Consider the following 25619-nt stretch of genomic DNA (forward strand, 5'->3'; position numbering starts at 1 on the left):
GAAATCTAGAAATCAGGAGCACACGGTGCCCGTCGTTTTCGTCGCCGCTTCCAAGCTGCCTACCCCTTTTGCCACGTTCACCATGAACGGCTTCCTTGAAGAGGCCACCGGCCGCGAGCACGTTGTGCTCAGCCTGGGTGACATCACCGACGGCGCGCCCGTGCTGGGCCGTGTGCATTCTGAGTGCCTGACCGGTGACGCACTGTTCAGCCAGCGTTGCGACTGCGGTTCGCAATTGGAAGCCGCATTGCGCGCCATCGCCCGTGAAGGCCGTGGCGTGTTGTTGTACCTGCGTCAGGAAGGCCGCGGTATTGGCCTGATGAACAAGATCCGCGCCTATGAGCTGCAGGACGGCGGCGCCGATACGGTGGAAGCCAACGAGCGCCTGGGCTTCGCCGCCGACCAGCGTGACTACGCCATCTGCCTGCCGATGCTGGAGCATCTGGGCGTGAAATCCCTGCGCCTGATGACCAACAACCCGCGCAAGGTCAAAGCCTTGACCGAGATGGGCATTACTGTGGCCGAGCGTGTGCCGCTGCACACAGGGCACAACCCGCACAACAAGCTTTACCTGGCGACCAAGGCCAGCAAGCTCGACCATATGATGGGCAACGAACATCAGGGCGAGGTCGACCGCGCGTGACCCGTGGCCAGGTAAAGCGGCGACTGTCCTTCAATTGGTGGCAGTACCTGGCCCTGGCGTTGCTGCCCTTGTTCGTGATCAACCTGCTGTTCAGCCAGGCCGAACCCATGCTGTCGGTGCTGGCCATGCCGTTTTTTATCGCCGGCGTGGCCTCGATGTTTCTGAGCCTGCGCTACTTCAACGGCTATAAACACGCGCTGATCGCCACCTCCAAAGCCCTCGACACCCCCGATGAACCGGCCGCCTGGATTACCCTCGCGGCGCGTCGACGCACGGCGTTGATGGTGGCTGCCCTGCCAGCCTGGATCGGTACGCTGGCGGTATTCGTGGGCCTGGAAGCAGTGCCGTTGTGTTTGCTGGCACTCTCGACCCTGGTGCTGTTCTACCTTTATCGCATCCCGCGTCAGCTGGGATGAGGCGTCATTGGCTGGCGGTGTTGCTGCTGGCATTCAGTGTGCCGGGGCTGGCCGTTGAACGGGTGGTCAGCCTGGCGCCATCTCTCTCTGAAATCGTCGTGGAGCTGGGGGCGGCCGACCTGTTGGTGGGCGTGCTCGACGGCGGCGAACGTCCTGCTGCATTGGCCAAGGTGCCCTCGGTCGGGCATTACGGCCAACTGGATATGGAGCGCCTGCTCAGCCTCAAGCCGGACCTGCTCCTGCTTTGGCCCGGCAGCGTCGGCTCGGCCCAGCGTGAGCAGCTGCAACGCCTGGATATCCCCGTGTATGTCGCCGAACCCCACAGCCTTGAGCAACTGACCGGCCAAATCCAAGCCATTGCCGAGCAGTTGGGGCGGGCTGAGGCGGGCCGACAGTTGGCGGGGCAGTTGCATCAGCGCCTGGCCGACCTGCGCCAGCGCTACCAACGGGCCGAGCCGTTGCGGGTGTTTTATCAGGTGTGGAACCAGCCGTTGTATACCGTCGGCGGCGGGCAGATCATCAGCGATGCGTTGAGTGTGTGCGGTGCACGCAATGTGTTCGATGACCTCAAGCTGCCCGCGCCGCAAGTCAGCATCGAGTCGGTGTTGCAGCGCAATCCCGAGGTGATCCTGGTCGGCGATCAACCTCAGTTGGAAGCATGGAAAGCATGGCCTCAAGTCGCCGCAGTGGCGCAGGGGCGGTTGCTGGTGGTGCCGGACAAGGGCCTTGAGCGGCCCAGCGGGCAGATGCTGGAGGCGGTGGCGCGTTTGTGTGAGGTGCTTGCCCGTTAGAGTTCCGGAGTCCAGGTGACGCCAAACATCAACGTCCGCCCTTCTTCGCGGTAGCCATATTGCTGGCCTTGATACTGATACAACGCCCGGCTGTAGCGTTTATCCAGCAGGTTATCGAGCTTCATGTTCAGCGCGATTTCACGGCTCATGGCCCAACTGGCGCGTAACCCGAGCAGTCCATAGCCGCCCAACGGGTGTTGGTTCTTCGGGTCGTCATAGCTGCTGCTGACGGCTTGCCAGCTGGCGCCTACGCCGAAACGCTCGAATTGCCGATCCAGGTCCAGGCTCAGGGTACGCCGGGCGCGACGTGCCAAGGTGCGCCCGGTATCGCGGTCGCGTGGGTCAATCATGGCCAGGCCCAGGCTGCCTTGCCAGCCGAACAGCTCCTGCCTGAGCGTGGCTTCGAAGCCATTGATGCGTGCCGAACTGACGTTTTGCGGGCCGTCGCTGCCGAACACGATCGCGTCCTGGATATCGGTGCGGTACAGCGAAGCTTCCAGGTGGGCGGTGTCGCTGAGTTGGCTGCGCCACTGCACTTCGTAACTTTTCGAGGTTTCGGGGCGCAGGTTCGGGTTGCTGTTTTTAAAGCCGTATTCGTCCGGGTAGTACAGGTCATTGAACGTCGGGGCGCGAAACCCCTCGCTGTAACTGAACAGCAGGTCGTTGTCCGGGTTGACGGGCAGGGTCAAGCTGCCGCTCCAGCTGTTGTGGCCGCCGAACTGCTGGTTCTGGTCGCGACGCAGGCCCAGCTCGGTGGAAAAGTACCGCGCTGCAAAGCGATGCTGGATAAACACCGCACGGTTCCAGCGGCTGTCTTCGGCGAGCGCGGTGCTGCTGTTGACCTGATCTTCGTAGCCATCGGCGCCCAGGATCAGGCTGTTCTGATCATTGAGGGTCAGGTCGTTCTGCCAGTTCAGCGAATTGCGGTAGGTGTTGAACACACTGCGTTCATCGCTGAGTTTGTCCAGCGACTCTTCGCGGTTTTCGCTGTGGCCCAGTTCGACGCGGGACTTCCAGGTGTCGTTGATCCGCGCGTCGATAAAGCTGCTGACGTTACTGACGCTGAAGTTGGTGTAGGGTTTCTGTTGGAAACTCTGGAAGGTGGTCGAGTCATAGCGACCAAACGGGTTGTCGTACGCGCTTTTGCCACGGTTATCCAACACGTTGATGCCGGCGTCGACCTGGTCGCTGAAGGCGTGGCTCAGGCTGAAACTGAGGGCCTGGTTGCGATAGGCATCATGATCGCCATCGCTGGGGTAGGAGGTGTAGGTGCGGTTGATCCCGGCGGTGTCATCCAGGCTGGCGCCGAGGTTGAAGCGGGTCTGCGAATCGCCCCCGGACACTCCCAGGCTGCGTTCCCACGTCTGGCGGCTGCCGAAGCCCAGGTGAAGGCGCGGTTGCAGACCGGACGTCGTATTGCGCCGGGTGAAGATCTGAATCACCCCGCCAATGGCATCACTGCCGTAGATCGCCGAGCGTGAGCCTCGCAGCACCTCGACGCGCTCGATCTGCTCGATATTGAGGTATTGCAGGTTGCTGGTGCCGGTGGTGGAACTGCTGATGCGTTGGCCATCCACCAGCACCAGGCTCTGGGCGGTGGAGGTCCCCCGAATGTAAACGTTGGTCGTGCTGCCACGGCCGCCACTGGGGGCCACCTGCACACCTGGCACGCGGCTCAGCAAGTCGCTCACGCTGCTGGGCTGCAAGCGGTCGATATCGTCGCGGGTGAAGACCGTGTTGGCGGTGCTGCTGTCACTACGTGCCTGGACCTGGCGGTTGGCGCTGATGACCACGTCGGGGAGTTTCAGGGCGTCGTCGCGGGTGTCGGCGAGCAGTTCGCAGGAAGGCAGAAGCAGCAGGGCGAGGCACAGGCGTTTCATGGTCTTTCCGTAGTTTTGAAGTGAACACCCATCAAATGTGGGAGGGGGCTTGCTCCCGATAGCGGTGCATCAGTCATAGATATCGAGACTGACACACGGCAATCGGGAGCAAGCCCCCTCCCACAGTTTGATGCTTGTTACAGGCCCAGCAGCGTCATGCGCTCACGCACCGCCACCTCGATACCGGCTTCATCCAGCCCGCATTCAGCCAGCATCTGCGCCGGCTTGGCATGTTCGACGTACACATCCGGCAAGCCCAGGTGCAGTACCGACTTGAGCACATTCTCCCGCGCCAGGAACTCGCTGACCGCCGCGCCCGCACCGCCCATGATGGCGTTCTCTTCGAGTGTCACCAGCAGCTCATGGCTACCGGCGATCTCACGCACGAGTGCTTCATCCAGCGGCTTGACGAAACGCATGTCGACCACGGTGGCGTCGATCTTTTCGGCCACTTTCAAGGCTTCGGCCAATTGCACGCCAAACACCAGGAATGCCGTCTGGCGGCCTTGGCGGCGCACGATGCCCTTGCCGATCTCGATCGGTTCCAGGTCCTTCTCGATCACCGCATTCGGGCCCGTGCCGCGTGGGTAACGCACTGCAGCCGGGCCGTTGTACAGGTGGCCGGTGCTGAGCATTTTGCGCAGTTCGTTCTCGTCGCTTGGCGTCATCACCAGCATGCCGGGGATGCAACGCAGGTACGACAGATCGAAACTGCCGGCGTGGGTCGGGCCATCTTCGCCCACCAGGCCGGCGCGGTCGATGGCGAACAAGACGTCGAGATTCTGCACGGCCACATCGTGGACGAGTTGGTCGTAACCGCGCTGCAGGAACGTCGAGTAGATCGCCACCACGGGCTTGGCGCCTTCACAGGCCATGCCGGCGGCGAAGGTGACCGCGTGCTGCTCGGCAATCGCCACGTCGAAGTAACGCAGCGGGAAACGCTCGCTGAACGCCACCAGGTCAGAGCCTTCCTTCATGGCCGGGGTAATGCCCACCAGGCGCGGGTCGGCGGCGGCCATGTCGCACAGCCATTCGCCAAATACCCCGGAATACTTCGGCCCGCTGGCCTTTTTCGGCGCAGCGGCGGGGGCGTCCAGTGGCTCCAGCTTGGTGATCGCGTGGTAACCGATCGGGTCGACTTCCGCCGGCGCGAAGCCTTTGCCCTTCTTGGTGACGATATGCAGGAACTGCGGGCCCTTGAGGTCGCGCATATTGCGCAGGGTGGCGACCAGGGTCGGCAGGTCGTGGCCGTCGATGGGGCCGATGTAATTCCAGCCCAGCTCTTCGAACAGGGTGCCAGGCACCAGCATGCCCTTGGCGTACTCTTCGGTGCGTCGGGCAATTTCCCACGCGCCCGGCAGACGCGAGAGCACTTTCTTGCTGCCTTCACGCATGCTTGCGTAAGTACGGCTGGAGAGGATTTTGGCCAGGTAGTTGGACAGGCCACCGACATTGCGCGAGATCGACATGTCGTTGTCGTTGAGGATCACCAGCATATTGGCGTCCACTTCCGGCGCATGGTTCAGCGCCTCGAAGGCCATGCCGGCGGTCAATGCGCCGTCACCAATCACCGCAATCGCCTTGCGCTCGCTGCCTTGCAGGCGGGCGGCAATCGCCATGCCCAGCGCTGCACTGATGGAGGTGCTGGAGTGGCCGACGCCAAAGGTGTCGTACTCGCTCTCGGAGCGACGCGGGAAGGCGGCCACGCCGTCCTTCTGGCGCAGCGTGCTCATGCGCTCGCGACGACCGGTCAGGATTTTATGCGGATACGCCTGGTGGCCCACGTCCCACACCAGCCGGTCGTCCGGAGTGTCGAACACGTAATGCAGGGCGATGGTCAGCTCGATAACGCCCAGCCCGGCACCGAAATGCCCACCGGTCTGGCCGACCGTGTAGAGCAATTCCAGGCGCAACTCATCGGCCAGGGTTTCCAGCTCGGCTTCACCCAGTCGACGCAGGCCGTCCGGCGTGGCAGCACGGTCGAGCAGGGGTGTGGACGGGCGCTTGCGGGGAATCTCTTGAAACGTCGTGGGCATCAGGCGAATCGTTATAGGTATAAAAGAGGCGGCAGTTTACCTCAAGCATCGCAAACTGCCCACGCGAAGCGCCGAACTTGGCTGATTAGGCGGCGCGAATGGCCGCACTTGCTCAGTGGCGGCTCAGTGGCGGCGTTCGACGATATACCGCGCCAGGTCGCGCAGCGGCTCGGCGGCCGCGTCGAAAGGTCGCAGGGCATCCAGGGCCTGGTCGCGCAGTTCCAGGGCATAGACTTTGGCGGCTTCAAGGCCGAGCAGGGACGGATAAGTCGGTTTGTCCCGCGCGATATCGGCACCTTGGCGTTTGCCCAGGGTGGCGGTGTCACTTTCCACATCCAGAATGTCGTCCTGCACCTGGAACGCCAGGCCGATGGCCCGGGAGTAGGTCTGCAGGGCCGCCAATTGCGCAGCTTGCGCGCGGCCACTGGCCAGGGCGCCCAGGTGCACGGCGGCTTCGATCAGCGCGCCGGTCTTGTGGCGATGCATGTGTTCCAGGGCGTGCTGGTCCAGCTTGAGGCTGACGGAGCCCATGTCGATGGCTTGCCCGCCGACCATGCCGGCCGGGCCAGCGGCGTGGGCGAGTGTGGTCACCATGCGCAGGCGGATCTCGGCATTCACGCTGCTCAAGCGCGGGTCCAGCAAGGCGCTGAACGCCAGGCTCTGCAGGCCATCACCGGCCAGAATCGCATAGGCCTCATCAAAGGCTTTGTGAGTCGTCGGCTGGCCGCGACGCAGATCGTCGTCGTCCATGGCCGGCAAATCGTCATGCACCAGGGAGTAGGCGTGAATCAGTTCCACCGCACACGCCGCGCCATTGGCCTCCTCGGCCGGCGCACCCAGGGCTTCACAGGCGGCATACGCCAGCAATGGGCGCACGCGCTTGCCGCCATTCATCACGCTGTAGCGCATGGCGGCATACAGGCGGTTCATTTCCGGGCTGGGCGCCACAAACAAGGGTTCCAGCGCCGCATTGACCCGGGCTTGGCTACTGGCCTGATACGCGTCGATCATTCCGGCTGTTCCGCATCGAAAGGTTCCTCGGCCAACTCCCCGTCACGTTCCAGCAGCACTTGCACCTTCTGCTCCGCCTGCGCCAACGCGCTCTGGCAGTCGCGAGTCAGGCCGATGCCTTGCTCAAACGCCGTCAACGAGTCTTCCAGCGACAACTCGCCGTTCTCCAGACGCTCGACCAGGGCTTGCAGGTCGGCGAGGGATTGTTCGAAATCGAGTGCAACTTTTTTGCGGGCCATGGCGGCTATTCCGGTAGACGGTAAACCGGCGCGACACTAGCAGACATGGGGATTCTGGGCAAATGAGCGGGGCGCTCTTCAATCTCTCCCATTGTTGATTTGATAGCGTGTGCTGCGGCCTCCACCGGGCAATCGCACCAGGCAGCCGGTTTCCAGCAGATCAGCCAGGTGACGCGTCGCCGTGGCTTTTGACACCTTGGCGACGGCTTGGTACTGAGCGGCGCTGATCCCGTGCTCAAAACCCTTTTCACCGCCGTCGAGCAGGCGGTTGAGCACCTTGATCTGTTCGGCGGACAACGCGAGGTCGCGGTGCTGCTGCCAGAAACGGCTTTTGTCCAATACCCGATCAATCCGAGCCATCGCCTGCTGCAGGCTGTTCAACAGGGTTTTGAGGAACCATTCCAGCCAGTCGGTGATATCCAGCGTGGCCTTCTGACTGGACTCCAGTGCGTGGTAATAACCGGCGCGGTCCTCGAGAATGCTGGCCGACATTGCGTAAAAACGGATGGCTTGGTGCTCGCCCTGGGCCAACGCCAAATCCGTGATGGCACGGGTCAGGCGACCGTTGCCGTCATCGAATGGGTGCAGCGTGACAAACCAGAAATGCGCCACGCCGGCGCGGATCAGTGGGTCCAGTTCCGGTTGATTACGACTGCTTTCAAACCATTCCAGGAACTCCTCCAGCGCTTGCTCAAGGCCCAGGCGTGGCGGCGCCTCGAAATGCACGGTCGGTCGGTCAAGCCGGCTCGATACCACCTGCATGGGCTCATCCCCGCGCAGTGCACCTATATTCAATGCACGGGCGGCAAAGCCTGCCTCGGGTGCCGGAAACAATAAGTGGTGCCAATTCAATAGACGCGCGAGGGTGAATGGCTGCGCGAATGGTTGAGTGGCATCCATCATCAATTCAGCAAGGCCCTCGCTGCGACGGCTGACCTGCCCGTCTGTCATTGCCTCCAGGCCCAGCCGTCGTGCAAGGGACGAACGCACCGAACCCACATTCAACTGCTCCCCCTCGATGGCCGAAGAGGTCAGGATGTTTTGCAGCAACGCATCCAGCGCATTCTGCGCACTGACCGTTTGGCTGACTGTACCGAGCATACCCAGCAGCTTGCCTTGCGCTTGCCCGCACTCGCGCAACAAGGCGGCCAGGCGTCCCGGTTGCCAGTGGAAATGCGGCCAATCGTTGTGTTGCCAGATCCAGAGCGGGTGATCCATGGAGAGACACCTGAGTGTGTGAGCCGAATAAAAAACGCTATTCGGCTCATTATGTGAGCCGATTGTGCATTCTATTCGGCTCATCGTCCACTCAGGCAGGGGCTGTGGCCGATTGAGAGCAAAGGCCGTGTGCGTTTTTTAATTGGGCTTCGAACTCAAGCAGCCCCGTCTGCATCTTTTGCAGTGCAGCCATCTGTACGGCCAACTCGCGTTTCTTATTGTTGATGGCCTGTTCCGCCCGTTCCCAAGGCAATGCGTCACCTTGATGGCCCTGGAGGATTTCCTGCAATTCCTTGAGTTTGAACCCGAGCTGTTGTGCGCACTTGATAAACATCAGCAACTCGACGCTCTGCTCCGAATAGACCCGGTATTGGCCTTGGCGCTGCGGTTCTGGCAGCAGCCCAATCGCCTCATAGTGACGGATCGCCTTGATGGTCGTGCCTGACAACTGCGCGGCTTTGCCGATGTACATGAAAACTCCCTTTTCCTATTAAAGCGCCGGCCTGTTTCAGCCACTTGTCCCGCTGCGCCGCAGTAGAGCCCAGCACCGGACCGAACTGCAACGTCTTGACCGGCTTGATGCCGCAAAACGCCAGTGTGGTCTTGCGCATCTGATGGATGCCCGGCATGCGATAGAACCAGCGGTAATACCAGGGTGGTGTGTCCAAGGTCACCAACAAGTGTGCGGTCCGGCCCTGCAGCAGCTTGTCAGGGAACGCCTTGCCGGCTCGGTATTTGAAGGCGAAGCCGGACAGGAACACACGATCGATGAAGCCCTTCATCAAGGCGGGGATGCCGCCCCACCAGACCGGGAAAACAAACGTCAGATGGTTGGCCCAAAGGATGTCGCATTGCGCGCTGAGCAGGTCGAGCTCCAGTGGTTGGGCCTGGCTGTAGCCGTGGTGCAGGACGGGGTCGAAAGCCAGCTCCCCCAGGCGCAGCACGCGTACTTCATGGCCGGCGGCTTTTGCGGCATGGATGTAGGCGTCGGCCAGGGCCGAACAGAAGCTGGCGTTAGAGGGGTGGCCGAGAATAACCAGGGTGCGCGGCGGCATGAGGCGGGGTCCTGAACAGGGTGTTTCAGGGTAAGGGTTGCCGTATAGGGGAGAGTCAAGCGTGGGGTCTGCAATGCGCCGATTTGTCAGTGCCAGCAGGACGTTTCGGTAATCCTTGGAAGGCTGTTCCTGAACCGCCCTTGGCCCCTTGTGACAGCCAATACCCCTGACTAGCCTGCCTCAAAACTCAACGAGTGAAACTGCATGAGCGAAACCTGTATCGGCTTGACCACGCCTCCAGCGGGCTACAGCGACTGGCTGACGGACCTGAAAGGGCGTATTCACGCGGCGCAACAGCGCGCCACATTGGCGGTCAATCGGGAGCTGGTGTTGCTCTATTGGCAGATTGGCCACGACATCTTGACCCGCCAGGCCGAGCAGGGGTGGGGGAGCAAAGTCATTGATCGCCTGGCCCAGGATTTGCGCACGGCTTTTCCCCGCATGAAGGGGTTCTCGCCGCGAAATCTCAAGTACATGCGCGCTTTTGCCGAGGCGTGGCCAGACTCGGAATTTGTGCAAGAGGTGCTTGCACAATTGCCTTGGTATCACCAACTTGCGCTACTGGACAAACTCCCCAGCCCCGAACCCCGCCGCTGGTATATCGCCCAGGCAATCGAGCACAACTGGTCGCGTAATACCCTGGTCATGCAGATCGAAAACCGATTGCTGGAACGCAGTGGCAAGGCTGTCAGCAACTTCGAATATCACCTGCCCAAGCCGCAATCCGACCTGGCGCGGGAATCGCTAAAAGATCCCTATCGTTTCGATTTCCTCAGCCTGGGCCTGGACGCGCAGGAGCGTGACATCGAAAACGCCTTGATCAAGCACGTCACCGATTTCTTGTTGGAGCTCGGTGCGGGTTTCGCCTTCGTCGGCCAGCAAGTATTGCTGGACGTCGGCGGCGATGAGTTCTTCGTCGACCTGTTGTTCTATCACTTGAAGCTGCGCTGCTACGTGGTGATAGAACTGAAAGCGGGCAAGTTCAAACCCGAGCACCTGGGGAAGTTGAGCTTTTATCTCGCGGCTGTCGATGCCCAGCTTAAGCATCCACAAGACGGACCCACCATCGGCCTGCTGTTGTGCAAGAGCAAGAACGAAGTCGTCGCCGAATATGCGCTGCGCGACAACAATCGACCGATAGGCGTGGCGCAATACCAGTTGGTTGAGTCGTTGCCCGCAGAGTTGCAAACCAATCTGCCGAGTATCGAGCAGATTGAACGGGAGCTGGCGGGCTGATTGCGAATGGCGAGTTACTCACGAAAAAAGCCTGCTGTTCAAGGCAGGCTTAGTGGTGCAGCGGTTGACTCAGTTCTTGCGCGCCGTCAGCGCCGAATAACTATTCATCAAGTTGCGATAGTTAGGGATGCGCTGGGACAACAGGTTCCCCAGCCCTTCAATGTCGTTGCGCCAGTCGCGGTGCAGCTCACACGCCACCGAGAACCAGTTCATCAACTGCGCCCCGGCTTGGGTCATCCGGCTCCACGCCGCTTGCTGCACCGTGGTGTTGAACGTACCGGACGCATCGGTGACCACAAACACCTCAAACCCTTCCGCCAATGCCGACAACGTCGGGAACGCCACGCACACATCCGTCACCACACCGGCAATGATGATCTGCTTGCGGCCGGTGGCCTTGATCGCCTTGACGAAATCTTCGTTGTCCCACGCATTGATCTGACCAGGGCGAGCGATGTACGGCGCGTCCGGGAACATTTCCTTCAGCTCCGGCACCAGTGGGCCGTTAGGGCCTTGCTCGAAGCTGGTGGTCAGGATGGTCGGCAGGTTGAAGAACTTGGCCAAGTCGGCCAGGGCGAGCACGTTGTTCTTGAATTCGTTGGGGGAGAAGTCCTGCACCAGAGAGATCAGGCCGGTCTGGTGGTCAACCAGCAGAACGATGGCGTCGTCTTTGTTGAGGCGGTTGTAGGTTGGAGTGCTCATGGTTGAATCCTTTTTGTTTAAGTGGGTTTGGCGTTGCGTTGAACATGGGCACAGATTACTGGGGGAGCGAAGAGCGATAAATCGGCTGAAACAGGTCATACCGTCAACTCAAAAGGGACAATGTTGAATGGCTAAAAATCTCACGCGTGAGCTATTGAGTCCGGCAAGCATTACCTGTAGATTTTCTCACGCGTGAGTTTTTCAGAGCGAGGTCAGTGGTATGAACAGCAGCTCTCCATCGAGCCCGTCAGCAGGGCCCGAGACCGATTCAGCAAGCCTTCAGGGAGAGCGCTTGAAACCGTCCGCGAAAAAACCATCGAGCTTCTACATGAAGCAGATGCGCGCGGGCCTGGCGGCCGCCGGTTATGTGAAACACGAGACTTGGGTGCTTCCCGAAAATCGAAGCCTGCTCAAGCAAATGGAGAAACAGCTTCGCCAGCCGATTCTAGCTGGCTCATTCTTGTCGGAGACTTATATGAGCGCAGGTACTAACTGGAACATCGATCGCCTCTTCAGCGCGCTTCAGGCCCTGGACGAGGTGGTCAACAAGGACATCACGCTTTCTCTGCTTCAAGGCTCCGAGTCCAGCATCAAGCTGGAAATGAACGACTTCGGTGGCTTGCCGATTTACATCGCGGTGGTGGGCGATCAGATCATCGTCGACACCGTGCTGGTCGACGTCGAGTCCATCAACGATGTACCCCGGTTCAATGACGCGGTGCTGCGCAGCCGGGAAATGTTCCCGCTGTCTTCCATCGGTATCGAGTCCATGCCTAACGGGCAGGTCGTCTACAACATGTTCGGCGCGTTGAGCTCCGACTCCAGCCTGACCAACATCGTGACCGAGGTGAAAACCCTCGTCGACAACGTGCAACGCGCCAGCGAAGCCTTTGAACGTTTCTTCAATTAAGTATTCGGGAGTATCCAATGACTCAATCCATCTGGAGCAAACTGTTCACCGCGCTGCGTGGCGGTGCCAACGAAGTCGGCGAATCGATCGTCGATCAGCAAGCCTTGCGCATCCTCGACCAGGAAATCCGCGATGCCGACAGCGCCCTGGCCAACGCCAAGCGTGAACTGGTCAGCATCATGGCCAAGCACAAACTGGCGACTGATCGCGTCAACGAGTACAACGCCAAGATCTCTGACCTGGAGTCCAAGGCGATGGCCGCGATCCAGGCCAATCGTGAAGACCTGGCCCTGGAAGTGGCCGAAGCCATTTCGACCCTGACCAACGACCGCGACGTCGAGCAAAAGCAGGCGGCCGAGTTCGGTGGCTATGCCGACGGCATGCGCAAGGACATCACCAAGGCCGAAGGCCGGATCAAAAGCCTGCGCCAGCAAGTGGATATGGCCAAGGCGCGTGAAAGCGTGCAGAAGGCCCAGGTCAGCGCTTCCATCGCCAGCGGCGGTGCCAACGGCAAGCTGGAAACCGCCGTCGGTACGCTCAATCGTCTGCAGGCCAAGCAGCAGCAACGCGCCGCTGAGCTGCAAGCCCAGGACGAACTGGCCGATGCATCGACCGGTACCGACCTCGAGCGCAAGCTTCGCGAAGCTGGCATCACGCCGAACGAAGGCAGTGCCAATGCGATTCTGGAGCGTTTGAAGCAAAAGTCGGCCGAGTAAATACAGCCGCAACAAGAAGGGCGCTGTCTGCCCTTCTTTTATGTCGAGGTCAGGATGGACGCCCTGAAAGGTTTCAAGACAATCGCAGGCCTGGCCCTGTTCATGGTCGCGCTGCAACTGCTGAATGTAGCGACCGGCTACAGCCTCATGGCGTTTGGTCTGATCCCAAGAACACTGCAGGGGGTGGCCGGCATCCTCACGTCACCGTTTTTGCACGCGTCTTTCGCCCACCTGAGTGCGAACCTGATTGCCTTCCTGGTGCTGGGCACGCTGGTGATTATCGAAGGGCTCAATCGGTTCGTGACCGTCAGCGCGATCATTATTCTGCTGGGCGGTTCGCTGGTCTGGTTATTCGGTTTCGCGGGCATACACGTGGGGGCCAGCGGTTGGGTATTCGGCTTATGGGCCTACCTGTTGTCTCGCGCCTGGTTTCACAGGAGCTGGAGCAACCTGATAACAGCGGGTGTCGTGGCGGCACTGTATGGCGGTCTGGTCCTGGGCTTTCTTCCTCGCCAAGGGGTTTCCTTCGAAGGGCATCTGTTTGGTGCATTCGCCGGATTTATTGCAGCCAAGGTACTTCTCTCCAAACCACGTAGCAGGTTTAATGCCGGCTGAGCGCACTCGAGCATCCAGATGCCGAGGCGACGACATCAGGAAGCAAAAACCCAGGGAACCAGGGACGAAATGTCGATTTTTCTTCTATTGCGCATGTACGCTTCCTCCCTTTTTCACCGTTTCGGCTGGGCAGGTCTGGTCATTGCCTTGGGCGTTCATCTGAGCACGGCTTATCTGGGCCTGGTATATCTGGGCGAGCAACACCTGACCGCTCTCGCCACATTTGTTTACTTCTATCTCACCACCACGCTGACCGTCGGCTATGGCGATCTTGCGCCGCAGACTTCGGCAGGCCGAGTGTTCGTGGCGGCTTGGGTCATGCTCGGAGGCATCGCGCTGCTGACCGCAGCCATCGGTAAAACCACCAGCAGTGTCATCGATGCATGGAGAAAAGGCATGAAGGGAAAAGGCGATTTCACCGGCAAGGTCGGCCATACCGTGCTCATCGGCTGGGAAGGCGCATCCAGTGAGCGGGTCATTGAGTTGTTGCTGCAAGACGAGACCTCGAACGACAACCTGATCGTCATCTGCGATTGCACCCTCGACGAAAACCCGATGCCGGGCAAGGCGGCATTCATCCGCGGCGAAAGCCTGTCTTCCATCGCGTTATTGCTGCGTGCGGGGGTGCCCGGTGCAGAGCGCGTGCTGGTGCGAACCCCCTCTGACGATCTGACCCTGGCCACCGTGCTGGCGGTGAACCAACTCAATCCTGTCGGGCATGTGGTCGCCCACTTCAATGACAGTGAAATCGCCGCACTGGCCAGCTCCTATGCACCCCGCCTGGAGTGCACCTCAAGCATGGCCATCGAGATGCTGGTACGCGCCTCTCAGGATCCGGGCTCGTCGGTGGTCATTAATGAGCTGCTGTGCGTGGGGCAGGGTGCCACCCAATACCTGATGAAGTTGCCCGAAGCCTTTGAAGCCACCTTCGGCGACCTGTACACCCGGATGAAAGAACAGCACAACGCCACGCTCATCGGCTATCGCGCCAAAGATGCCCAGCAACCGTCGATCAACCCGCCCAGCGCCACCCGCGTTGAAGGCGGCGAACTCTTCTACATCGCCTCCACCCGCCTCAAGGAAATCTCCAATGGGATGGTTTAAACAGTTGATGGGGCTTGAGGCCCCGAACGCGAATACCCCAGCGAACCGGGCCGCCGCCGAACCGCTGCCGACGACCGGGCCGCTGGGCCTGGCGCCGGGCAAAGGCGTGATGTTCGACAGTAGCCTGAAGTTGCTGCTCGATGGGCAAACCACGGTGGTCATCCCCGGCTCCCAGGAAATCTGGAGCAACGGCACCATTGACCTCGGGCAGTCGACCTGGCTGTCGCGCTATTACATGAACGATGAAGACTACTGGTTGCAGGTGCACAACACAGGCGACATCGCCGGCCAGGTGGAGTCAGTGATCCTGTTCAACTACCTGAGTTACGTCACCCTCAGCAGCGAAGCGGAACTGCGTCGGCTGGCCGGCCCGCAAAGCCTGATCGGGTTGCCGACCTACACCCACGACGGCGTCGAATACGCGCGCGTGTGGGGCAGCGAAAATGGCCAGACAGAACTGGTGGCGATGAGCGAGCAGGTGATAAACCCCGAGACCTCCTACAGCGTTGAGCACCGCTCGATGCTATATGCCCGTGATACCGGCCTGACCGATCGCCGGGAGTTCCTGCTGTTCTCCGTCGAGGAAGACGCTGAAGGCACCGTCAGCCTGAGCACGTCGCTGGGCATCTCGCTGTACACAACCGATTTGAATGTGCTCTAAAAAAGGAAGAAGTCCATGCTCGAAGCTCTCTCTATTTCCCTGAACAAAGCGGCCGTGCTCGGGTTTGTCATCTACATCCTGGGGGCTGCCGTGCTGTTCGGCCTGTTCCAGTTCATCTACACCCGCGTCACCCCGCACAAGGAGTTCGAGCTGATCCGTGCGAACAACGTGGCGGCGGCGGTCGCGCTGGGCGGTGCGATTATCGGTTTCGCGATTCCGGCCAGCAATGTGATCGCGTACTCGATCAACCTCCTCGACTTCGCCGTCTGGGCGGTGATCGCAGCCGTCGTCCAGCTGTTGGCGTTTCTGCTGACCAGCCTGGTGCTCAAAGGCACGTCCGAGCGCATCAAGAACGGCGAGCTCGCGGCCGGTATCTACGTGGCCGCCGTCGCCATCAGCGTCGGCATGTTGAATGCCGCGTGCATGACGCCTACCCAGAACTGATTGCGCACGGAGCCTTTGATGAAACGAAGCAAGTATGTCCAGCTGTCGCTGGCTGCGTCGGTCGCCATGGCGATATCCGGTTGTGGGCCGACGGAAAAAACCTACGATTTGCAGAAGAAGTACAACTTCCAGTCGGTTCAGCAATGCGCCGATGAAAAGCTCCCGGTGGACGTCTGCTCGGACGCCTACATGACGGCCATGGCTGAGCACCGCCGCATTGCGCCGGTGTACGACAGCCAGGCCGATTGCGATGCCGACTTTGTCGCCGACTGGTGCCAGCAGGACTCCACCGGCAAGTTCATCCCCAGGCTGGGCGGTTTCGAACTGACCGCCGCGGGCCAGGTGACACAGTCCCAGGTCGACGCTGCCAACGCCCAAGTGGCTGGCGCGCAAGCGAGCGGTGGCGGCTCCGGCTTCTCCACCAGCAGCCTGCTGACCGGGCTGCTGATCGGCAACATGCTGAGCAACAACCGCAACAGCTACAGCTCCGAGCCGGTGTATCGCTATCGCGATGATCGCGGCAACTACGCCTCCTCGACGCTCAATCAGCGCGTGTCCAATGGGGCCACATTCGGCCGCTCGAACCAGGCCCGGTACGGCAGCAGCAACTACTCGAACACGCTGCGCTCTTCGAGCAAGCCGGTGTCCGTTGCATCGTCCACCTCCCGTGGCGGTTTTGGCAGCAAGGCCAGCGCACGCAGCGGCTGGGGCGGCGGCGGGTCGAGCAGTTAAGGAAATCTGGCCATGAAGAAGATCCATTGCGCAGAGCGTCATGACTGGAAACAGACGGCCGAAAGCCTCGGCTTTCTGTTCCATACCATTGACGACGAACCCTACTGGGACGAGCGCGCGTATTACCAGTTCACGCTCAAGCAAATCGAGCAAGACCTCGAAGACCCGACCACCGAGATCCATGACATGTGCATGGACCTCGTGGCCCGCGTGGTCCACAGCGAAGAGCTGCTCGGGCGCCTGAGCATTCCCGCAGCCTTCTTCGACATGATCCGAACCTCATGGCTCGAAGGGCACCCGCACTTGTATGGGCGCATGGACTTCTCCTACAACGGCGCCGGGCCGGCCAAGTTGCTGGAGCTCAACTACGACACACCGACCAGCTTGTATGAAGCGGCGGCGTTCCAGTGGGGCTGGTTGGAACAATGCATCGAGCGCGGCTTGCTGCCCAAGCATGCCGACCAGTTCAACAGCATCGACACCAAACTGCACCAGGCTTTCGCCCAGTTGCAGGTCAAGCAGCCGTTCTACTTCGCCTCGATGAAAGACTCGGTCGAAGACAAAGGCACCACCGATTACCTGCGCCTGGTCGCGGAAACAGTCGGCATCGAATCGCGCCACATCGACATTGAAGACATCGGCCTGACCAGTGAAGGCCGTTTCGTCGATCTGGAAGATCGCTGGATTCCCCACCTGTTCAAACTGCACGCCTGGGAATTCATCTTCCACGAGCCTTTTGGTGCGGCGATTGTCCAGAGTGATACGCAGTTTTTCGAGCCCGCCTGGAAATCCATCCTCTCCAACAAAGGCATCCTGCCGCTGTTGTGGGAGTTCAACAAAGGCCACCCGAATCTGCTCGCGTCCCACCTGGATACCGACCCCGGCAAGGCCGTGCCGAAAGGCTGGGTGCGCAAGCCGTTCTTCTCGCGGGAAGGCGCGAATATTGAGCTGCAAACCGCTGACGGTCTGATCGTGAAGGAGGACGGGCCTTACACGGATGCGCCGTTTATCCTTCAAGAGTTTGCGCCGCTGCCAAGGTTTGGCGACAGCTACACGCTGATTGGCTCTTGGGTGATTGGCGATCAGGCCGCAGGCATCGGCGTGCGGGAGGACAATAGTCTGATTACCAAGGATTCGAGCCGGTTTTTGCCGCACTTGATACTGGACTGAGAAAGCCTGCTGGCCTCTTAGTCAGTACTCGCAGGCACGCCTCAACCGATCAGCTAATTGCCCGCGTCAGCGGGCAATTAGTCCATCCTCAACAGGTCGCCATCTGAGCGTTGGAATGGTTGTGTGTGAGCCGTTTGAGTGCGATCTCAAGCGCTTGATCGTCGAACAACTTGTTCTTACGAGCACCGGCACCGGCACCGCCCTCCCAGTGTTTCAATGCCTCGCGCACAGCTGGGACGCTAGGGGAGACATTTTTCTGGCTCAGCAACCAATCGACTGTTGCCAGCAGCTCCATACCAAACGGGGACTCAAAGCCGTCAATCAGTTCCGCAGTGCACTCCAGTGCTTCGGAATATTCTTTGGCTTCTGTTTTAAGATAGGTTTGTAAAAAGGCTTTGCGGTCTTGGTCGAACCAAATCACATCACTGTTTTCCGCATCACCGATGCGCTTATCGCAATGCAGATAACTACCGTCCAGGTTGTTAAGGAGGTGCTCTAACCGATTGGCATACGGCCCGTATTTGTGAGCAACGAACTTGAGGTCCAGTGGGTTCTTGAGGTTTGGCCGCTTCTCAATAGCACGTTCCAAGAACCAAGCCAGCTTTTGAATCTCAAGTAGGCTGCATTCCATGCCTAACACCCAGTATCTCCGCACCAGTTCCGCAATAAGCGCGCGGGCCGGCGTGAGCTTCTCCACGCCGCTGCGTTTGGCAACATTCAGGTACTGATTGGATGGTTCAAATACCAATACATCGATGTCCAGATCACTCAAGACATCAACGATCTGTTCGCGAACGGTTGGCCATTTCAGTCCGCCGTTACCTGCACCCAGGGGGGGGACCGCCACAGATTTCACATGGTTTTCGATCAAAAAACGACGTAGGTCGTGTAAACCCTCAGTTATCCATGCCATCTGCGATGGTGATCGCCAATGCCGTTTAGTCGGGAAGTTAACAATCCAGTGAGGTCCGTCCAATTCGTTGACTGCGGTCACATAAACCTTTCCGGTCTCTACTTCGCCAGCCTTACAGGCTGCCGCGTACAAGCGATAGTTTTCCGCAAAGCGCTCCTTGAACATCAGCGCGATGCCTTTGCCCATAACGCCTACGGTATTCACCGTGTTGACGAGGGCTTCGGTGTTGGCCTCCAAAAGGTTGCCCTGGGTGAATCTGATCATTGGAAATACCATCCCGGACGCGCATGCACAGACAACGTCAGGCCTTTGGCGGCAACGTCCTGCTCTATGCGTTGTTTCATTGCATCGGTGTAACACATGATGCCAAGGAGTCCTGTAATCGGTAGGTGGTGGTGAATCAGCGCTTCAGCCTGATAACGCTCCATTTTTCGAGGGTCATCGGGGTCACGTTTGAAGTCGCGTCGTTGAAGGATAGACCAATCGATTTCGTGGAGACTCGCCAGATCACTGTAGTAGTCTGTCCAATCCGGGTACGCATGTGCGTTTGTGAAGACGAACGGTAGGCCAAGCTCGGCGACGCGGTGGAGGCTTGAGACGAGAATCACGATCTCATCATTGTTACGCTGCTGAACGCTCCACCCGGATTGAATATTTTTCATCATCACAGAGAAGGGTGTGAAATAGAAGGGTACGTAGTCTGATAAAAAGCCAGCAGGAGCAATGGGGACACAGCGCGTGCGGCGTTTGTCGATTAAATCAACATTGCCTATGTTCACATACTGCGGAGCCTGCACCTCGGAACTGGCGCAGTGCAGGCCGTTTTCCAGAATCCAGGGCAGATTGTCACGATGAACGATCCGCCAGATCAGAGCCTTTTCTGGATTCAGGTTGCTATAAATCATCTAAGAAACATTCCCCGATTCACCCCTATTTGTACATTAACACCTGCCTCGCACATTTTAGACTCACAGAGGGCTTCAACTTCGGCATTAGAAACAAAAACCTTGAAGAAATCGTTAGGGGAAACTACACCGGGCGATAGGCACTCGGCCATACAGATGCTCTTGCATTGAGGGTCATGGTAATCCCTGGCATTCATGACCTCCCAATTGATGGCCTCGAAGCCCTCAGCATAATCGAACAACTGAATGGCATCGGTAGCCAATGGATGTTGGGGAATGACCTTCCACTGCTTTCTAATTGCCACGTTTCGACGAACCGTAATCACGACAAATTGAGCATCAGGTCTTCTGCGTTGAACGCTTCCATCGAATGGGTTTGCGGCAAACCAGTGGAAGGGTACGTACTGCTCTAGTGCGAGATCTTGTCGTTTTTTCAGAATCTCGGCGTCAGCCACATCTTTGAATTCCCTGAGGTGCGCTCGCGGTTTAAGTCCGTTTTGAAAAATACCGCTCACGTTTTCTAGCGAAGTAAGGTGATAGAGAAGTTTTTGTTCCTTGATATCCGGCATATCGGTCTCCTTGACCTACGTACTAGCTGAAATTGTTTCATTCCTGCTCACTCATCAGTTGGCAGGATGAGTTAAGTGATTCTATTGTGATATCACTTTGGCTCGCAATGGCCGCACTTTATATGGCGAGCTGCTGAAAAACCATGCGGATCAGTAGACTTACAGTGTTCTCACATTCGTTACGCCAGTAGGGCCGATCCCTATCATTTGCGGGACGTTTCCGAGAGAATCCCAAGCGCATTGCGCCAGCGGGGTTGGGTGACTAGGCTGCGGTTTGTCACTGCTTATTCAGTGATCGGGTTTAGTCGCCCGGATTCGATTGGCGCATTAGCAACTCACGAGTCAGGCACCCCTTCGCCTGCATCTTATGGTGGCTGTGCGCAGGGCACCTCCGGGTGCGCCGGGCCCAATCGACCGGTCGACTAACCTGCGTACAGCTGCCGCCTTTTGTTTAGTCGCAGGAAGTGGCAGCTCCAAATTATCGATTGGAGATTTGCTATGGGTAACGTTGTTTCTGATTCGTCGTCGGTCACCAAGCCATTTGTCGTAAATGAAGAGCTGAGCTTTGAGGACGCCTGGGTGCGGGTTGCGGAGTTGCTGCAGTGCGCGGTGGCGACGTCACAGGTGCTTGGAGAACCACGGGCTGCGCCGCAGAGGGCGGTGATGCATTTGGTGGAAATGGCGAAGATGGTGGCGGATCGTGCGGTGGAGTGTTTGCAGCCGAGGTGACGTGACATAGGTATTTGGTCAGCAATATGCTGATCAAATGCCGTAACGGCCAGCATGTTTTAGTCTCGTGCCTATGTCGTCATTTGCCGTTTTTTTCGACACGTTTTTCTTTCATGTCGTTATTGGCGACATATCAATGTCCCACTGAATTTGAGCAGCAGCCTGCTGCCCAATTGCACATCTCGCCAGAATGACGTGCAACGGTGTTAGAGTCCCGGAATTCCACCTCATCAAGGATGTGCCACGTGCCCATAAAAACGGATGTTTGGACCGTCGGTGTTGCGCCGAACAAGCTCCCTGTAAGTCGGTTGGTCAGTGAGCGGCTGCTTGAGGACATGATCCTCAACTCACCTGGCATTCTCTCAGACGAGTGGATGCTGATAGGCAAGCAAGAAAAAACTAGCTCAGGTGGGCGCATTGACCTGCTGGCGATAGCCCCCGACGGCAACCTTGTGCTGGTTGAGCTCAAACGCGACCGTACCCCTCGGGACGTTGTTGCTCAGACACTCGATTATGCTGCGTGGGTTCAAGGTTTACAGCCTAATGAGATAGGTGCGATTTACGAGCGATTCCGGCCAGGAAATACCCTGTACGCTGACTTTTTAACTCGTTTCGGACGAGTTTTAGACGATGACGAACTAAATCAAAGCCATCAATTGGTCATCGTTGCGACGGAGTTAGACGCCAGCAGCGAGCGGATTGTTGAATACCTCAGCAAACGAGATATTCCGATCAACGTGCTTTGCTTTCAAATTTTCCAAATGGGCGAGCAGCAGCTGTTGAGTCGGTCCTGGCTACTCGATCCCGTTCAGACTCAAGTGAATGCGGTATCGGTGAGCGAGGGGCATAACGAGCCTTGGAACGGTGAGTTCTATTGCTCGTTTGGAGATTCGGCTTCTCGCTCATGGGAGGATGCCAGGGAGTTTGGCTTTATTTCAGGTGGCGGCGGCGCTTGGTATAGCAGAACGTTGCAGTTGCTTTCGCCAGGTGATCGTGTGTGGGTGAACATTCCGCAGCAGGGTTATGTTGGCGTTGGAAGGGTGCGTGGAAAGTCGACCCCCGCACACGAATTCACCGTAACAGTGAACGGTGAGGAGCGCCCTGTGCTGGAGGTTGCCAAGCGTGCAAATTATCACGCTGAGTTTGTGGATGACCCGGAACGGTGTGATTACTTTGTGTCGGTTGAGTGGTTAGATACGGTGCCTGTGAGCCAAGCTGTGCGGGAGACTGGGATGTTTGGTAATCAGAATACGATTTGCAGGCCAAGGACACAGAAGTGGCGGTGGACGATTGAGCGGTTGAAGGAGAGGTTTGCTGATTTTGATGAGATTGTTGCGAGTATGTTGTAGCGATGCGTACGGGGCTGAAAATGCGGTTCAGCACGCATTAAAAAGCCGGCTTGTGGCCGGCTTCTCGGGGACCGCCTCAGTTTGTTTTTGACAAACCTCAGCAGCCTTCAAATCGCTCAGCCAACATCGCGTCTGGCTGAATAGTAGGGGCATCCGCGGGAACTCCTCCGCTCCGCCTGGCAGGGTGTGTGACTGAAAGCCTCCCCTGCCCAATGTGCCGCGCATGATACCCACATTCACCTCAATTGCCCACCTCCGGTTCCGATTTAGAGCCTTCCCAGCCCAAAAGCTGGTCATCCAGCGGTACGGGTGGGCGGCGGTTGTTGAGGGTGGACCACCAGAACACCCAGCCCACGATCTCAAAGTTCTGTTCGAAGCGTTGTTCGTAGGTGAGGTATTCGTCGGGGTGTTCGGCGGCGTTGTGGCTTCGCATGCGCAAGCCGCCGCCGGGGCGGTTGTAGAGGTATTTGATGCGCAGCATGCCTTCGTGCAAGACGGCGTAGATTTCGCCGTCGATGATTTGGGTGCGGCCGCAGTCGACGCCGACCGTGGCGCCTTGTTGGATCATCTCGACCATGCCGTTGTCGACCATGTAGGCGCCACAGGCGCGGTCAGGGTTTACTGTGAGGAGGTCGAGGGTGTGCCGGGAGACGCGGATGCGTTCGGTGGAGGTGAATGTGGGGTGGAGGGGGATCTCCACGTCGAGTTTTTCCGCAGGGCAGGCCGGGCCTGTGAGGTATTTGCCGCTATCTTCGCGGGTGAGTGCAGTCCTTGCAGTGGGGCCGTCCAACAGGAAGTTGGCCGGTGGATGTTTGGGGCCCAGGCCGGTGTTCAGCCACCGGCTGGAGACGCATAACAGCTCTGCGATCTCGTTGAGTCGGCCCATGGGGACGCCGCGCTTGAACCAGTTGTTCACGTGTTGAGGCGTGACGCCGCGGTTCTTGGCGAAGTCGGAGGCGGAAAGATGAACTTCCCGTAATAGCGCTTTTAAACGATCACCTGATGTATTCATAAACGCAGAGTTTACTGGCCGGGAAAACTAATCAAATAAACTATGCGTTGAATTGCGCCTGTAGGCTTTTACTGGGTTGTAGCCGGATTTTTCTATAGTTCCAAGGTATTAAACAGTGTTAGTTGTTAGTTGAACTTGGTGTTTAATTTTATGCATAAAAAAGCCCCGAATAGTCGGGGCTTTTTGTATTGCCGAAGCAATGAAGAACCGGTATCAGCCTTTGTAGGCGGCAACCGACTTCATGATCTCGGCGCGGGCGGCGTCTGCGTTGCCCCAACCGTCGATCTTCACCCATTTGCCTTTTTCGAGGTCTTTGTAGTTCTCGAAGAAGTGCTTGATCTGTTCCAGCAACAGTGGTGGCAGGTCGGTGTATTCCTTCACGTCCACGTACAGCTGGGACAGCTTGTCGTGGGGGACTGCGATAACTTTGGCATCGCCGCCGCCATCGTCGGTCATGTTCAGGATGCCGACCGGGCGTGCACGGATAACCGAGCCTGGGGTCACCGGGTAAGGGGTTACCACCAGCACGTCGAGGGGGTCACCGTCGTCAGCCAGGGTGTTGGGGATGAAACCGTAGTTGGCCGGGTAGAACATTGGGGTGGCCATGAAACGGTCAACGAACAGGCAGTCGCTGTCTTTGTCGATTTCGTATTTGATCGGCGCGTGGTTGGCCGGAATCTCGATGGCGACGTAGATGTCGTTCGGCAGGTCTTTGCCAGCCGGAATCTTGCTGTAGCTCATTGGGCGTTGCCCCCGTTAATTGGCCAAGAAACTTGGCCGGATTGGCCTAAAAGTGGCGGCGATTATAGGCATATTCTGACGCTGATGCCATGCGCCAGACGTCGTAAGCTCATTCGCCGTGCGGCGAGTAGCGCGGGTCATGGGCTTGTAGCCGGACCAGGCGTTCCAGAGGGTCCTGGCGGTAAAAACGGCTGAGTTGCGCGTATACCTGCGGATAATGGCTGACCAGTAAATCCGGGGCACTGAAGAAATATTCGCTGGTGACGGCGAAGAACTCCGCCGGGTTTTCGGCGGCGTAGGGGTCGATCTCGGTTTCGGCGTCCGGGTTGGCGTCCAGCTGGCGATTGAGGTCATCAAACGCGCTTTGCATCACGCTGGCCCATTCCTGCACGCGCATGTCGTGATGCAGCGGCGGCAGGCCGTTGGCGTCGCCGTTGAGCATGTCGAGTTTGTGCGCCAGTTCGTGGATCACCAGGTTGTAGCCTTCCCAATTGCCGCTGGCCAGGACGCCGGGCCAGGCGAGGATCACCGGGCCTTGTTGCCAGGCCTCGCCGCTGTGTTCGCCGTCCCATTCATGCTCGACGCCGCTGGCATCGCGATGGCGCTGCGGGCTCAGGAAGTCATCGGGGTATAGCACGATTTCATGGAAGCCCTGGTACCAGTCCAGGTCTCCCAGGTTCATCAAGGGCAGTTGCGCCTGGGCGGCGAGCAGCAGGCGTTGTTCCTGATGCAGTTCGACGCCGGGCAGGGCGGTGAGGTGCTTTTCGGCGAGGAACACCACGCAGGCTTCGCGCAGCCACTGGTCTTGCTCGGCGCTGATGCCGTCGAGGAAGGTCAGGTGGTGGCGCACCCGCTGCCAGGTGTCATCGGCAATCGGGTGCTTGGCCAGCAGGCGCCGGCGACGCCAGGCGCTGAGGGACCACATCGGTGATCAGGGCTTGGCTTCGGAGGAAGCGTTGCCGAAGCGGCTGCGGATCACGCCGATGATCATCGGCACCAGCGACAGCAGAATGATGAACACCACCAGCAACGACAGGTTTTTCTTGATAAAGGGCACGTTGCCGAAGAAGTAACCCAAGGTCACCAGGCCACCGACCCAGATTACGGTGCCGAACACGCTGAACCCGAAGAAGCGCGGGTAAGGCATCTTGGCGATACCGGCGACGAACGGTGCAAAGGTGCGCAGGATCGGCAGGAAACGCGCCAGGGTCACGGTTTTGCCGCCGTGCTTGTCGTAGAAATCGTGGGTCTTTTGCAGGTAGTCGCGGCGGAAGATCTTCGAGTTCGGGTTACTGAACAAGCGTTCTCCCGCCGTTCGTCCGATCACATAGTTGGTGCTGTCCCCCAGGATCGCCGCCAACATCAACAGGCCGGCCAGCAACACCGGGTCCATGCCGCCACCTGCGGCGACGGCGCCGGCGATGAACAGCAGCGAATCACCTGGCAGGAAGGGCATGACCACCAGGCCGGTTTCACAAAAAATAACCAGGAACAAAATGGCGTAGATCCACACACCGTAGTTTTTCACCAGCATGTCGAGGTACACGTCGAGATGCAGGATAAGGTCGAGCGGGTTGAAATCCATGAAAGGCACCTGTGTGAATGGCCCGGCTCAGCAGGCCAGTGCGGGGGGCTACGGTTAAGTTGGGCTACAAGCTTATGTCGTGATTCTTACAACCGAAAGAGGCCCGCATTATACGGATCGGCAAGTGAAAAGCGTGTTGGTTTTGTAGCGGGGGATGTCGCGATTATCAAAGCTATACATCAATTCAGGTGCGGGAGATGTGGGAGGGGGCTTGCTCCCGATAGCGCAGTGTCAGTC

Annotated in this window: 29 protein-coding genes; 14 read left to right on the forward strand and 15 right to left on the reverse strand. The window is 58.7% G+C overall.

Going from position 1 to position 25619, the window contains the following annotated elements:
* The first annotated feature begins 25 nt into the window (after positions 1–25).
* The 3 genes from ribA to ACQRBT_RS26995 are packed head-to-tail and all read left to right on the forward strand — an operon-like array spanning position 26 to position 1850.
* The gene (gene ribA / locus ACQRBT_RS26985; protein ID WP_198762248.1) at positions 26–643 is read left to right on the forward strand and encodes a GTP cyclohydrolase II; all 618 of its coding nucleotides are present in this window, start codon (positions 26–28) and stop codon (positions 641–643) included.
* Positions 640–1059 (forward strand): hypothetical protein, encoded by a 420-nt coding sequence (locus ACQRBT_RS26990; protein ID WP_060755250.1) that lies wholly within the window; start codon positions 640–642, stop codon positions 1057–1059. Before ribA ends, ACQRBT_RS26990 begins: the two co-directional genes overlap by 4 nt.
* A complete protein-coding gene (locus ACQRBT_RS26995) occupies positions 1056–1850 on the forward strand; it encodes a cobalamin-binding protein (RefSeq protein WP_412047430.1) in 795 nt (264 codons plus the stop codon). Before ACQRBT_RS26990 ends, ACQRBT_RS26995 begins: the two co-directional genes overlap by 4 nt.
* Here ACQRBT_RS26995 and ACQRBT_RS27000 read toward each other — a convergent pair.
* The 7 genes from ACQRBT_RS27000 to ACQRBT_RS27030 all read right to left on the reverse strand — a co-directional run bounded on the left by ACQRBT_RS27000 (position 1847) and on the right by ACQRBT_RS27030 (position 9289).
* On the reverse strand, positions 1847–3730 hold the full coding sequence (locus ACQRBT_RS27000) for a TonB-dependent receptor domain-containing protein (RefSeq protein ID WP_412047429.1): 1884 nt from the start codon (positions 3728–3730) through the stop codon (positions 1847–1849). The genes ACQRBT_RS26995 and ACQRBT_RS27000 overlap by 4 nt on opposite strands.
* Before the next feature lie 137 nt (positions 3731–3867).
* Entirely contained in the window at positions 3868–5766 is a 1899-nt protein-coding gene (gene dxs, locus ACQRBT_RS27005) for a 1-deoxy-D-xylulose-5-phosphate synthase (protein WP_412047428.1), read from the reverse strand.
* A gap of 123 nt (positions 5767–5889) precedes the next feature.
* On the reverse strand, positions 5890–6777 hold the full coding sequence (ispA, locus tag ACQRBT_RS27010; protein WP_060755246.1) for a (2E,6E)-farnesyl diphosphate synthase: 888 nt from the start codon (positions 6775–6777) through the stop codon (positions 5890–5892).
* Positions 6774–7016 (reverse strand): exodeoxyribonuclease VII small subunit, encoded by a 243-nt coding sequence (locus ACQRBT_RS27015; protein WP_003194556.1) that lies wholly within the window; start codon positions 7014–7016, stop codon positions 6774–6776. The genes ispA and ACQRBT_RS27015 overlap by 4 nt, the downstream gene beginning before the upstream one ends.
* A gap of 78 nt (positions 7017–7094) precedes the next feature.
* Positions 7095–8234, reverse strand: a complete 1140-nt coding sequence (locus tag ACQRBT_RS27020) for a Fic family protein (RefSeq protein ID WP_412047427.1) — start codon at positions 8232–8234, stop codon at positions 7095–7097.
* Positions 8235–8325: 91 nt separating this feature from the next.
* Positions 8326–8706: a MerR family transcriptional regulator gene (locus tag ACQRBT_RS27025; RefSeq protein ID WP_412047426.1), complete on the reverse strand. Its 381-nt coding sequence runs from the start codon at positions 8704–8706 to the stop codon at positions 8326–8328.
* Positions 8645–9289 (reverse strand): NAD(P)H-dependent oxidoreductase, encoded by a 645-nt coding sequence (locus ACQRBT_RS27030; RefSeq protein WP_090365611.1) that lies wholly within the window; start codon positions 9287–9289, stop codon positions 8645–8647. The genes ACQRBT_RS27025 and ACQRBT_RS27030 overlap by 62 nt, the downstream gene beginning before the upstream one ends.
* A gap of 204 nt (positions 9290–9493) precedes the next feature.
* On the opposite strand from ACQRBT_RS27030, the gene ACQRBT_RS27035 reads away from it, so the two are divergent.
* Positions 9494–10525 carry a PDDEXK nuclease domain-containing protein gene (locus ACQRBT_RS27035; RefSeq protein WP_198762243.1) on the forward strand — a complete coding sequence of 344 codons (1032 nt, stop codon included), beginning with the start codon at positions 9494–9496 and terminating at the stop codon, positions 10523–10525.
* A gap of 69 nt (positions 10526–10594) precedes the next feature.
* On the opposite strand, the gene ycaC is transcribed toward ACQRBT_RS27035, so the two are convergent.
* Complete coding sequence (gene ycaC, locus ACQRBT_RS27040) at positions 10595–11227, reverse strand: isochorismate family cysteine hydrolase YcaC (protein ID WP_104996077.1); 633 nt, start codon at positions 11225–11227, stop codon at positions 10595–10597.
* A 328-nt stretch (positions 11228–11555) separates the two neighbouring features.
* On the opposite strand from ycaC, the gene ACQRBT_RS27045 reads away from it, so the two are divergent.
* The 8 genes from ACQRBT_RS27045 to ACQRBT_RS27080 all read left to right on the forward strand — a co-directional run bounded on the left by ACQRBT_RS27045 (position 11556) and on the right by ACQRBT_RS27080 (position 17579).
* A complete protein-coding gene (locus tag ACQRBT_RS27045; protein WP_244385013.1) occupies positions 11556–12137 on the forward strand; it encodes a YjfI family protein in 582 nt (193 codons plus the stop codon).
* 17 nt (positions 12138–12154) lie between these two features.
* Positions 12155–12853, forward strand: coding sequence for a PspA/IM30 family protein (locus ACQRBT_RS27050; protein WP_060755239.1), 699 nt, complete (start codon positions 12155–12157; stop codon positions 12851–12853).
* A gap of 54 nt (positions 12854–12907) precedes the next feature.
* A complete protein-coding gene (locus ACQRBT_RS27055) occupies positions 12908–13468 on the forward strand; it encodes a rhomboid family intramembrane serine protease (protein ID WP_412047425.1) in 561 nt (186 codons plus the stop codon).
* 69 nt (positions 13469–13537) lie between these two features.
* Positions 13538–14572, forward strand: a complete 1035-nt coding sequence (locus ACQRBT_RS27060; protein ID WP_090365617.1) for an ion channel — start codon at positions 13538–13540, stop codon at positions 14570–14572.
* A complete protein-coding gene (locus ACQRBT_RS27065) occupies positions 14559–15233 on the forward strand; it encodes a DUF2491 family protein (RefSeq protein WP_412047424.1) in 675 nt (224 codons plus the stop codon). Before ACQRBT_RS27060 ends, ACQRBT_RS27065 begins: the two co-directional genes overlap by 14 nt.
* Positions 15234–15248: 15 nt before the next feature.
* Positions 15249–15677 (forward strand): DUF350 domain-containing protein, encoded by a 429-nt coding sequence (locus ACQRBT_RS27070; protein WP_161548457.1) that lies wholly within the window; start codon positions 15249–15251, stop codon positions 15675–15677.
* Positions 15678–15695: 18 nt separating this feature from the next.
* Positions 15696–16409, forward strand: a complete 714-nt coding sequence (locus ACQRBT_RS27075; RefSeq protein ID WP_060755234.1) for a DUF1190 domain-containing protein — start codon at positions 15696–15698, stop codon at positions 16407–16409.
* A 12-nt stretch (positions 16410–16421) separates the two neighbouring features.
* Positions 16422–17579, forward strand: a complete 1158-nt coding sequence (locus ACQRBT_RS27080; RefSeq protein ID WP_412047423.1) for a glutathionylspermidine synthase family protein — start codon at positions 16422–16424, stop codon at positions 17577–17579.
* An 88-nt stretch (positions 17580–17667) separates the two neighbouring features.
* Here ACQRBT_RS27080 and darG read toward each other — a convergent pair whose 3' ends face one another.
* From darG to ACQRBT_RS27095, 3 genes are read right to left on the reverse strand one after another with little or no spacing between them, the layout of a single operon-like run.
* Positions 17668–18756, reverse strand: a complete 1089-nt coding sequence (gene darG / locus ACQRBT_RS27085; protein WP_412047422.1) for a type II toxin-antitoxin system antitoxin DNA ADP-ribosyl glycohydrolase DarG — start codon at positions 18754–18756, stop codon at positions 17668–17670.
* Complete coding sequence (gene darT, locus ACQRBT_RS27090) at positions 18753–19397, reverse strand: type II toxin-antitoxin system toxin DNA ADP-ribosyl transferase DarT (RefSeq protein WP_412047421.1); 645 nt, start codon at positions 19395–19397, stop codon at positions 18753–18755. Before darT ends, darG begins: the two co-directional genes overlap by 4 nt.
* A complete protein-coding gene (locus tag ACQRBT_RS27095; RefSeq protein WP_412047420.1) occupies positions 19394–19966 on the reverse strand; it encodes a DarT ssDNA thymidine ADP-ribosyltransferase family protein in 573 nt (190 codons plus the stop codon). The genes darT and ACQRBT_RS27095 overlap by 4 nt, the downstream gene beginning before the upstream one ends.
* 498 nt (positions 19967–20464) lie before the next feature.
* On the opposite strand from ACQRBT_RS27095, the gene ACQRBT_RS27100 reads away from it, so the two are divergent.
* A complete protein-coding gene (locus tag ACQRBT_RS27100) occupies positions 20465–20695 on the forward strand; it encodes a hypothetical protein (protein WP_412047419.1) in 231 nt (76 codons plus the stop codon).
* 245 nt (positions 20696–20940) lie between these two features.
* Positions 20941–22044, forward strand: coding sequence for a nuclease (locus ACQRBT_RS27105; RefSeq protein ID WP_412047418.1), 1104 nt, complete (start codon positions 20941–20943; stop codon positions 22042–22044).
* A 241-nt stretch (positions 22045–22285) separates the two neighbouring features.
* On the opposite strand, the gene ACQRBT_RS27110 is transcribed toward ACQRBT_RS27105, so the two are convergent.
* The 4 genes from ACQRBT_RS27110 to ACQRBT_RS27125 all read right to left on the reverse strand — a co-directional run bounded on the left by ACQRBT_RS27110 (position 22286) and on the right by ACQRBT_RS27125 (position 25382).
* Positions 22286–23056 carry a LexA family transcriptional regulator gene (locus ACQRBT_RS27110; protein WP_412047417.1) on the reverse strand — a complete coding sequence of 257 codons (771 nt, stop codon included), beginning with the start codon at positions 23054–23056 and terminating at the stop codon, positions 22286–22288.
* Between the two features lie 213 nt (positions 23057–23269).
* Complete coding sequence (ppa, locus tag ACQRBT_RS27115; RefSeq protein ID WP_003176323.1) at positions 23270–23797, reverse strand: inorganic diphosphatase; 528 nt, start codon at positions 23795–23797, stop codon at positions 23270–23272.
* Positions 23798–23906: 109 nt separating this feature from the next.
* Positions 23907–24722 (reverse strand): zinc-dependent peptidase, encoded by an 816-nt coding sequence (locus ACQRBT_RS27120; protein WP_060754750.1) that lies wholly within the window; start codon positions 24720–24722, stop codon positions 23907–23909.
* 6 nt (positions 24723–24728) lie between these two features.
* Complete coding sequence (locus tag ACQRBT_RS27125; protein WP_060754749.1) at positions 24729–25382, reverse strand: DedA family protein; 654 nt, start codon at positions 25380–25382, stop codon at positions 24729–24731.
* Positions 25383–25619 lie beyond the last annotated feature (237 nt).

The organism is Pseudomonas sp. R19M (genome assembly GCF_050312585.1).
Lineage (GTDB): Bacteria > Pseudomonadota > Gammaproteobacteria > Pseudomonadales > Pseudomonadaceae > Aquipseudomonas > Aquipseudomonas palleroniana.

Coding starts and splice junctions, on each gene's coding strand:
- ACQRBT_RS27080 (WP_412047423.1), top strand. CDS start 16,422: ATGAAGAAGATCCATTGCGCAGAGCGTCATGACTGGAAACAGACGGCC.
- ACQRBT_RS27050 (WP_060755239.1), top strand. CDS start 12,155: ATGACTCAATCCATCTGGAGCAAACTGTTCACCGCGCTGCGTGGCGGT.
- ACQRBT_RS27120 (WP_060754750.1), bottom strand. CDS start 24,722: ATGTGGTCCCTCAGCGCCTGGCGTCGCCGGCGCCTGCTGGCCAAGCAC.
- ACQRBT_RS27070 (WP_161548457.1), top strand. CDS start 15,249: ATGCTCGAAGCTCTCTCTATTTCCCTGAACAAAGCGGCCGTGCTCGGG.
- ACQRBT_RS27045 (WP_244385013.1), top strand. CDS start 11,556: ATGAAGCAGATGCGCGCGGGCCTGGCGGCCGCCGGTTATGTGAAACAC.
- ACQRBT_RS27075 (WP_060755234.1), top strand. CDS start 15,696: ATGAAACGAAGCAAGTATGTCCAGCTGTCGCTGGCTGCGTCGGTCGCC.
- ACQRBT_RS27035 (WP_198762243.1), top strand. CDS start 9,494: ATGAGCGAAACCTGTATCGGCTTGACCACGCCTCCAGCGGGCTACAGC.
- ACQRBT_RS27060 (WP_090365617.1), top strand. CDS start 13,538: ATGTCGATTTTTCTTCTATTGCGCATGTACGCTTCCTCCCTTTTTCAC.
- ACQRBT_RS27015 (WP_003194556.1), bottom strand. CDS start 7,016: ATGGCCCGCAAAAAAGTTGCACTCGATTTCGAACAATCCCTCGCCGAC.
- darT (WP_412047421.1), bottom strand. CDS start 19,397: ATGATTTATAGCAACCTGAATCCAGAAAAGGCTCTGATCTGGCGGATC.
- ACQRBT_RS27000 (WP_412047429.1), bottom strand. CDS start 3,730: ATGAAACGCCTGTGCCTCGCCCTGCTGCTTCTGCCTTCCTGCGAACTG.
- darG (WP_412047422.1), bottom strand. CDS start 18,756: ATGATCAGATTCACCCAGGGCAACCTTTTGGAGGCCAACACCGAAGCC.
- ispA (WP_060755246.1), bottom strand. CDS start 6,777: ATGATCGACGCGTATCAGGCCAGTAGCCAAGCCCGGGTCAATGCGGCG.
- ACQRBT_RS27055 (WP_412047425.1), top strand. CDS start 12,908: ATGGACGCCCTGAAAGGTTTCAAGACAATCGCAGGCCTGGCCCTGTTC.
- ACQRBT_RS27030 (WP_090365611.1), bottom strand. CDS start 9,289: ATGCCGCCGCGCACCCTGGTTATTCTCGGCCACCCCTCTAACGCCAGC.
- ACQRBT_RS27025 (WP_412047426.1), bottom strand. CDS start 8,706: ATGTACATCGGCAAAGCCGCGCAGTTGTCAGGCACGACCATCAAGGCG.
- ACQRBT_RS27100 (WP_412047419.1), top strand. CDS start 20,465: ATGGGTAACGTTGTTTCTGATTCGTCGTCGGTCACCAAGCCATTTGTC.
- ACQRBT_RS27125 (WP_060754749.1), bottom strand. CDS start 25,382: ATGGATTTCAACCCGCTCGACCTTATCCTGCATCTCGACGTGTACCTC.
- ACQRBT_RS27065 (WP_412047424.1), top strand. CDS start 14,559: ATGGGATGGTTTAAACAGTTGATGGGGCTTGAGGCCCCGAACGCGAAT.
- ACQRBT_RS27020 (WP_412047427.1), bottom strand. CDS start 8,234: ATGGATCACCCGCTCTGGATCTGGCAACACAACGATTGGCCGCATTTC.
- ycaC (WP_104996077.1), bottom strand. CDS start 11,227: ATGAGCACTCCAACCTACAACCGCCTCAACAAAGACGACGCCATCGTT.
- dxs (WP_412047428.1), bottom strand. CDS start 5,766: ATGCCCACGACGTTTCAAGAGATTCCCCGCAAGCGCCCGTCCACACCC.
- ppa (WP_003176323.1), bottom strand. CDS start 23,797: ATGAGCTACAGCAAGATTCCGGCTGGCAAAGACCTGCCGAACGACATC.
- ACQRBT_RS27110 (WP_412047417.1), bottom strand. CDS start 23,056: ATGAATACATCAGGTGATCGTTTAAAAGCGCTATTACGGGAAGTTCAT.
- ACQRBT_RS26995 (WP_412047430.1), top strand. CDS start 1,056: ATGAGGCGTCATTGGCTGGCGGTGTTGCTGCTGGCATTCAGTGTGCCG.
- ACQRBT_RS27095 (WP_412047420.1), bottom strand. CDS start 19,966: ATGCCGGATATCAAGGAACAAAAACTTCTCTATCACCTTACTTCGCTA.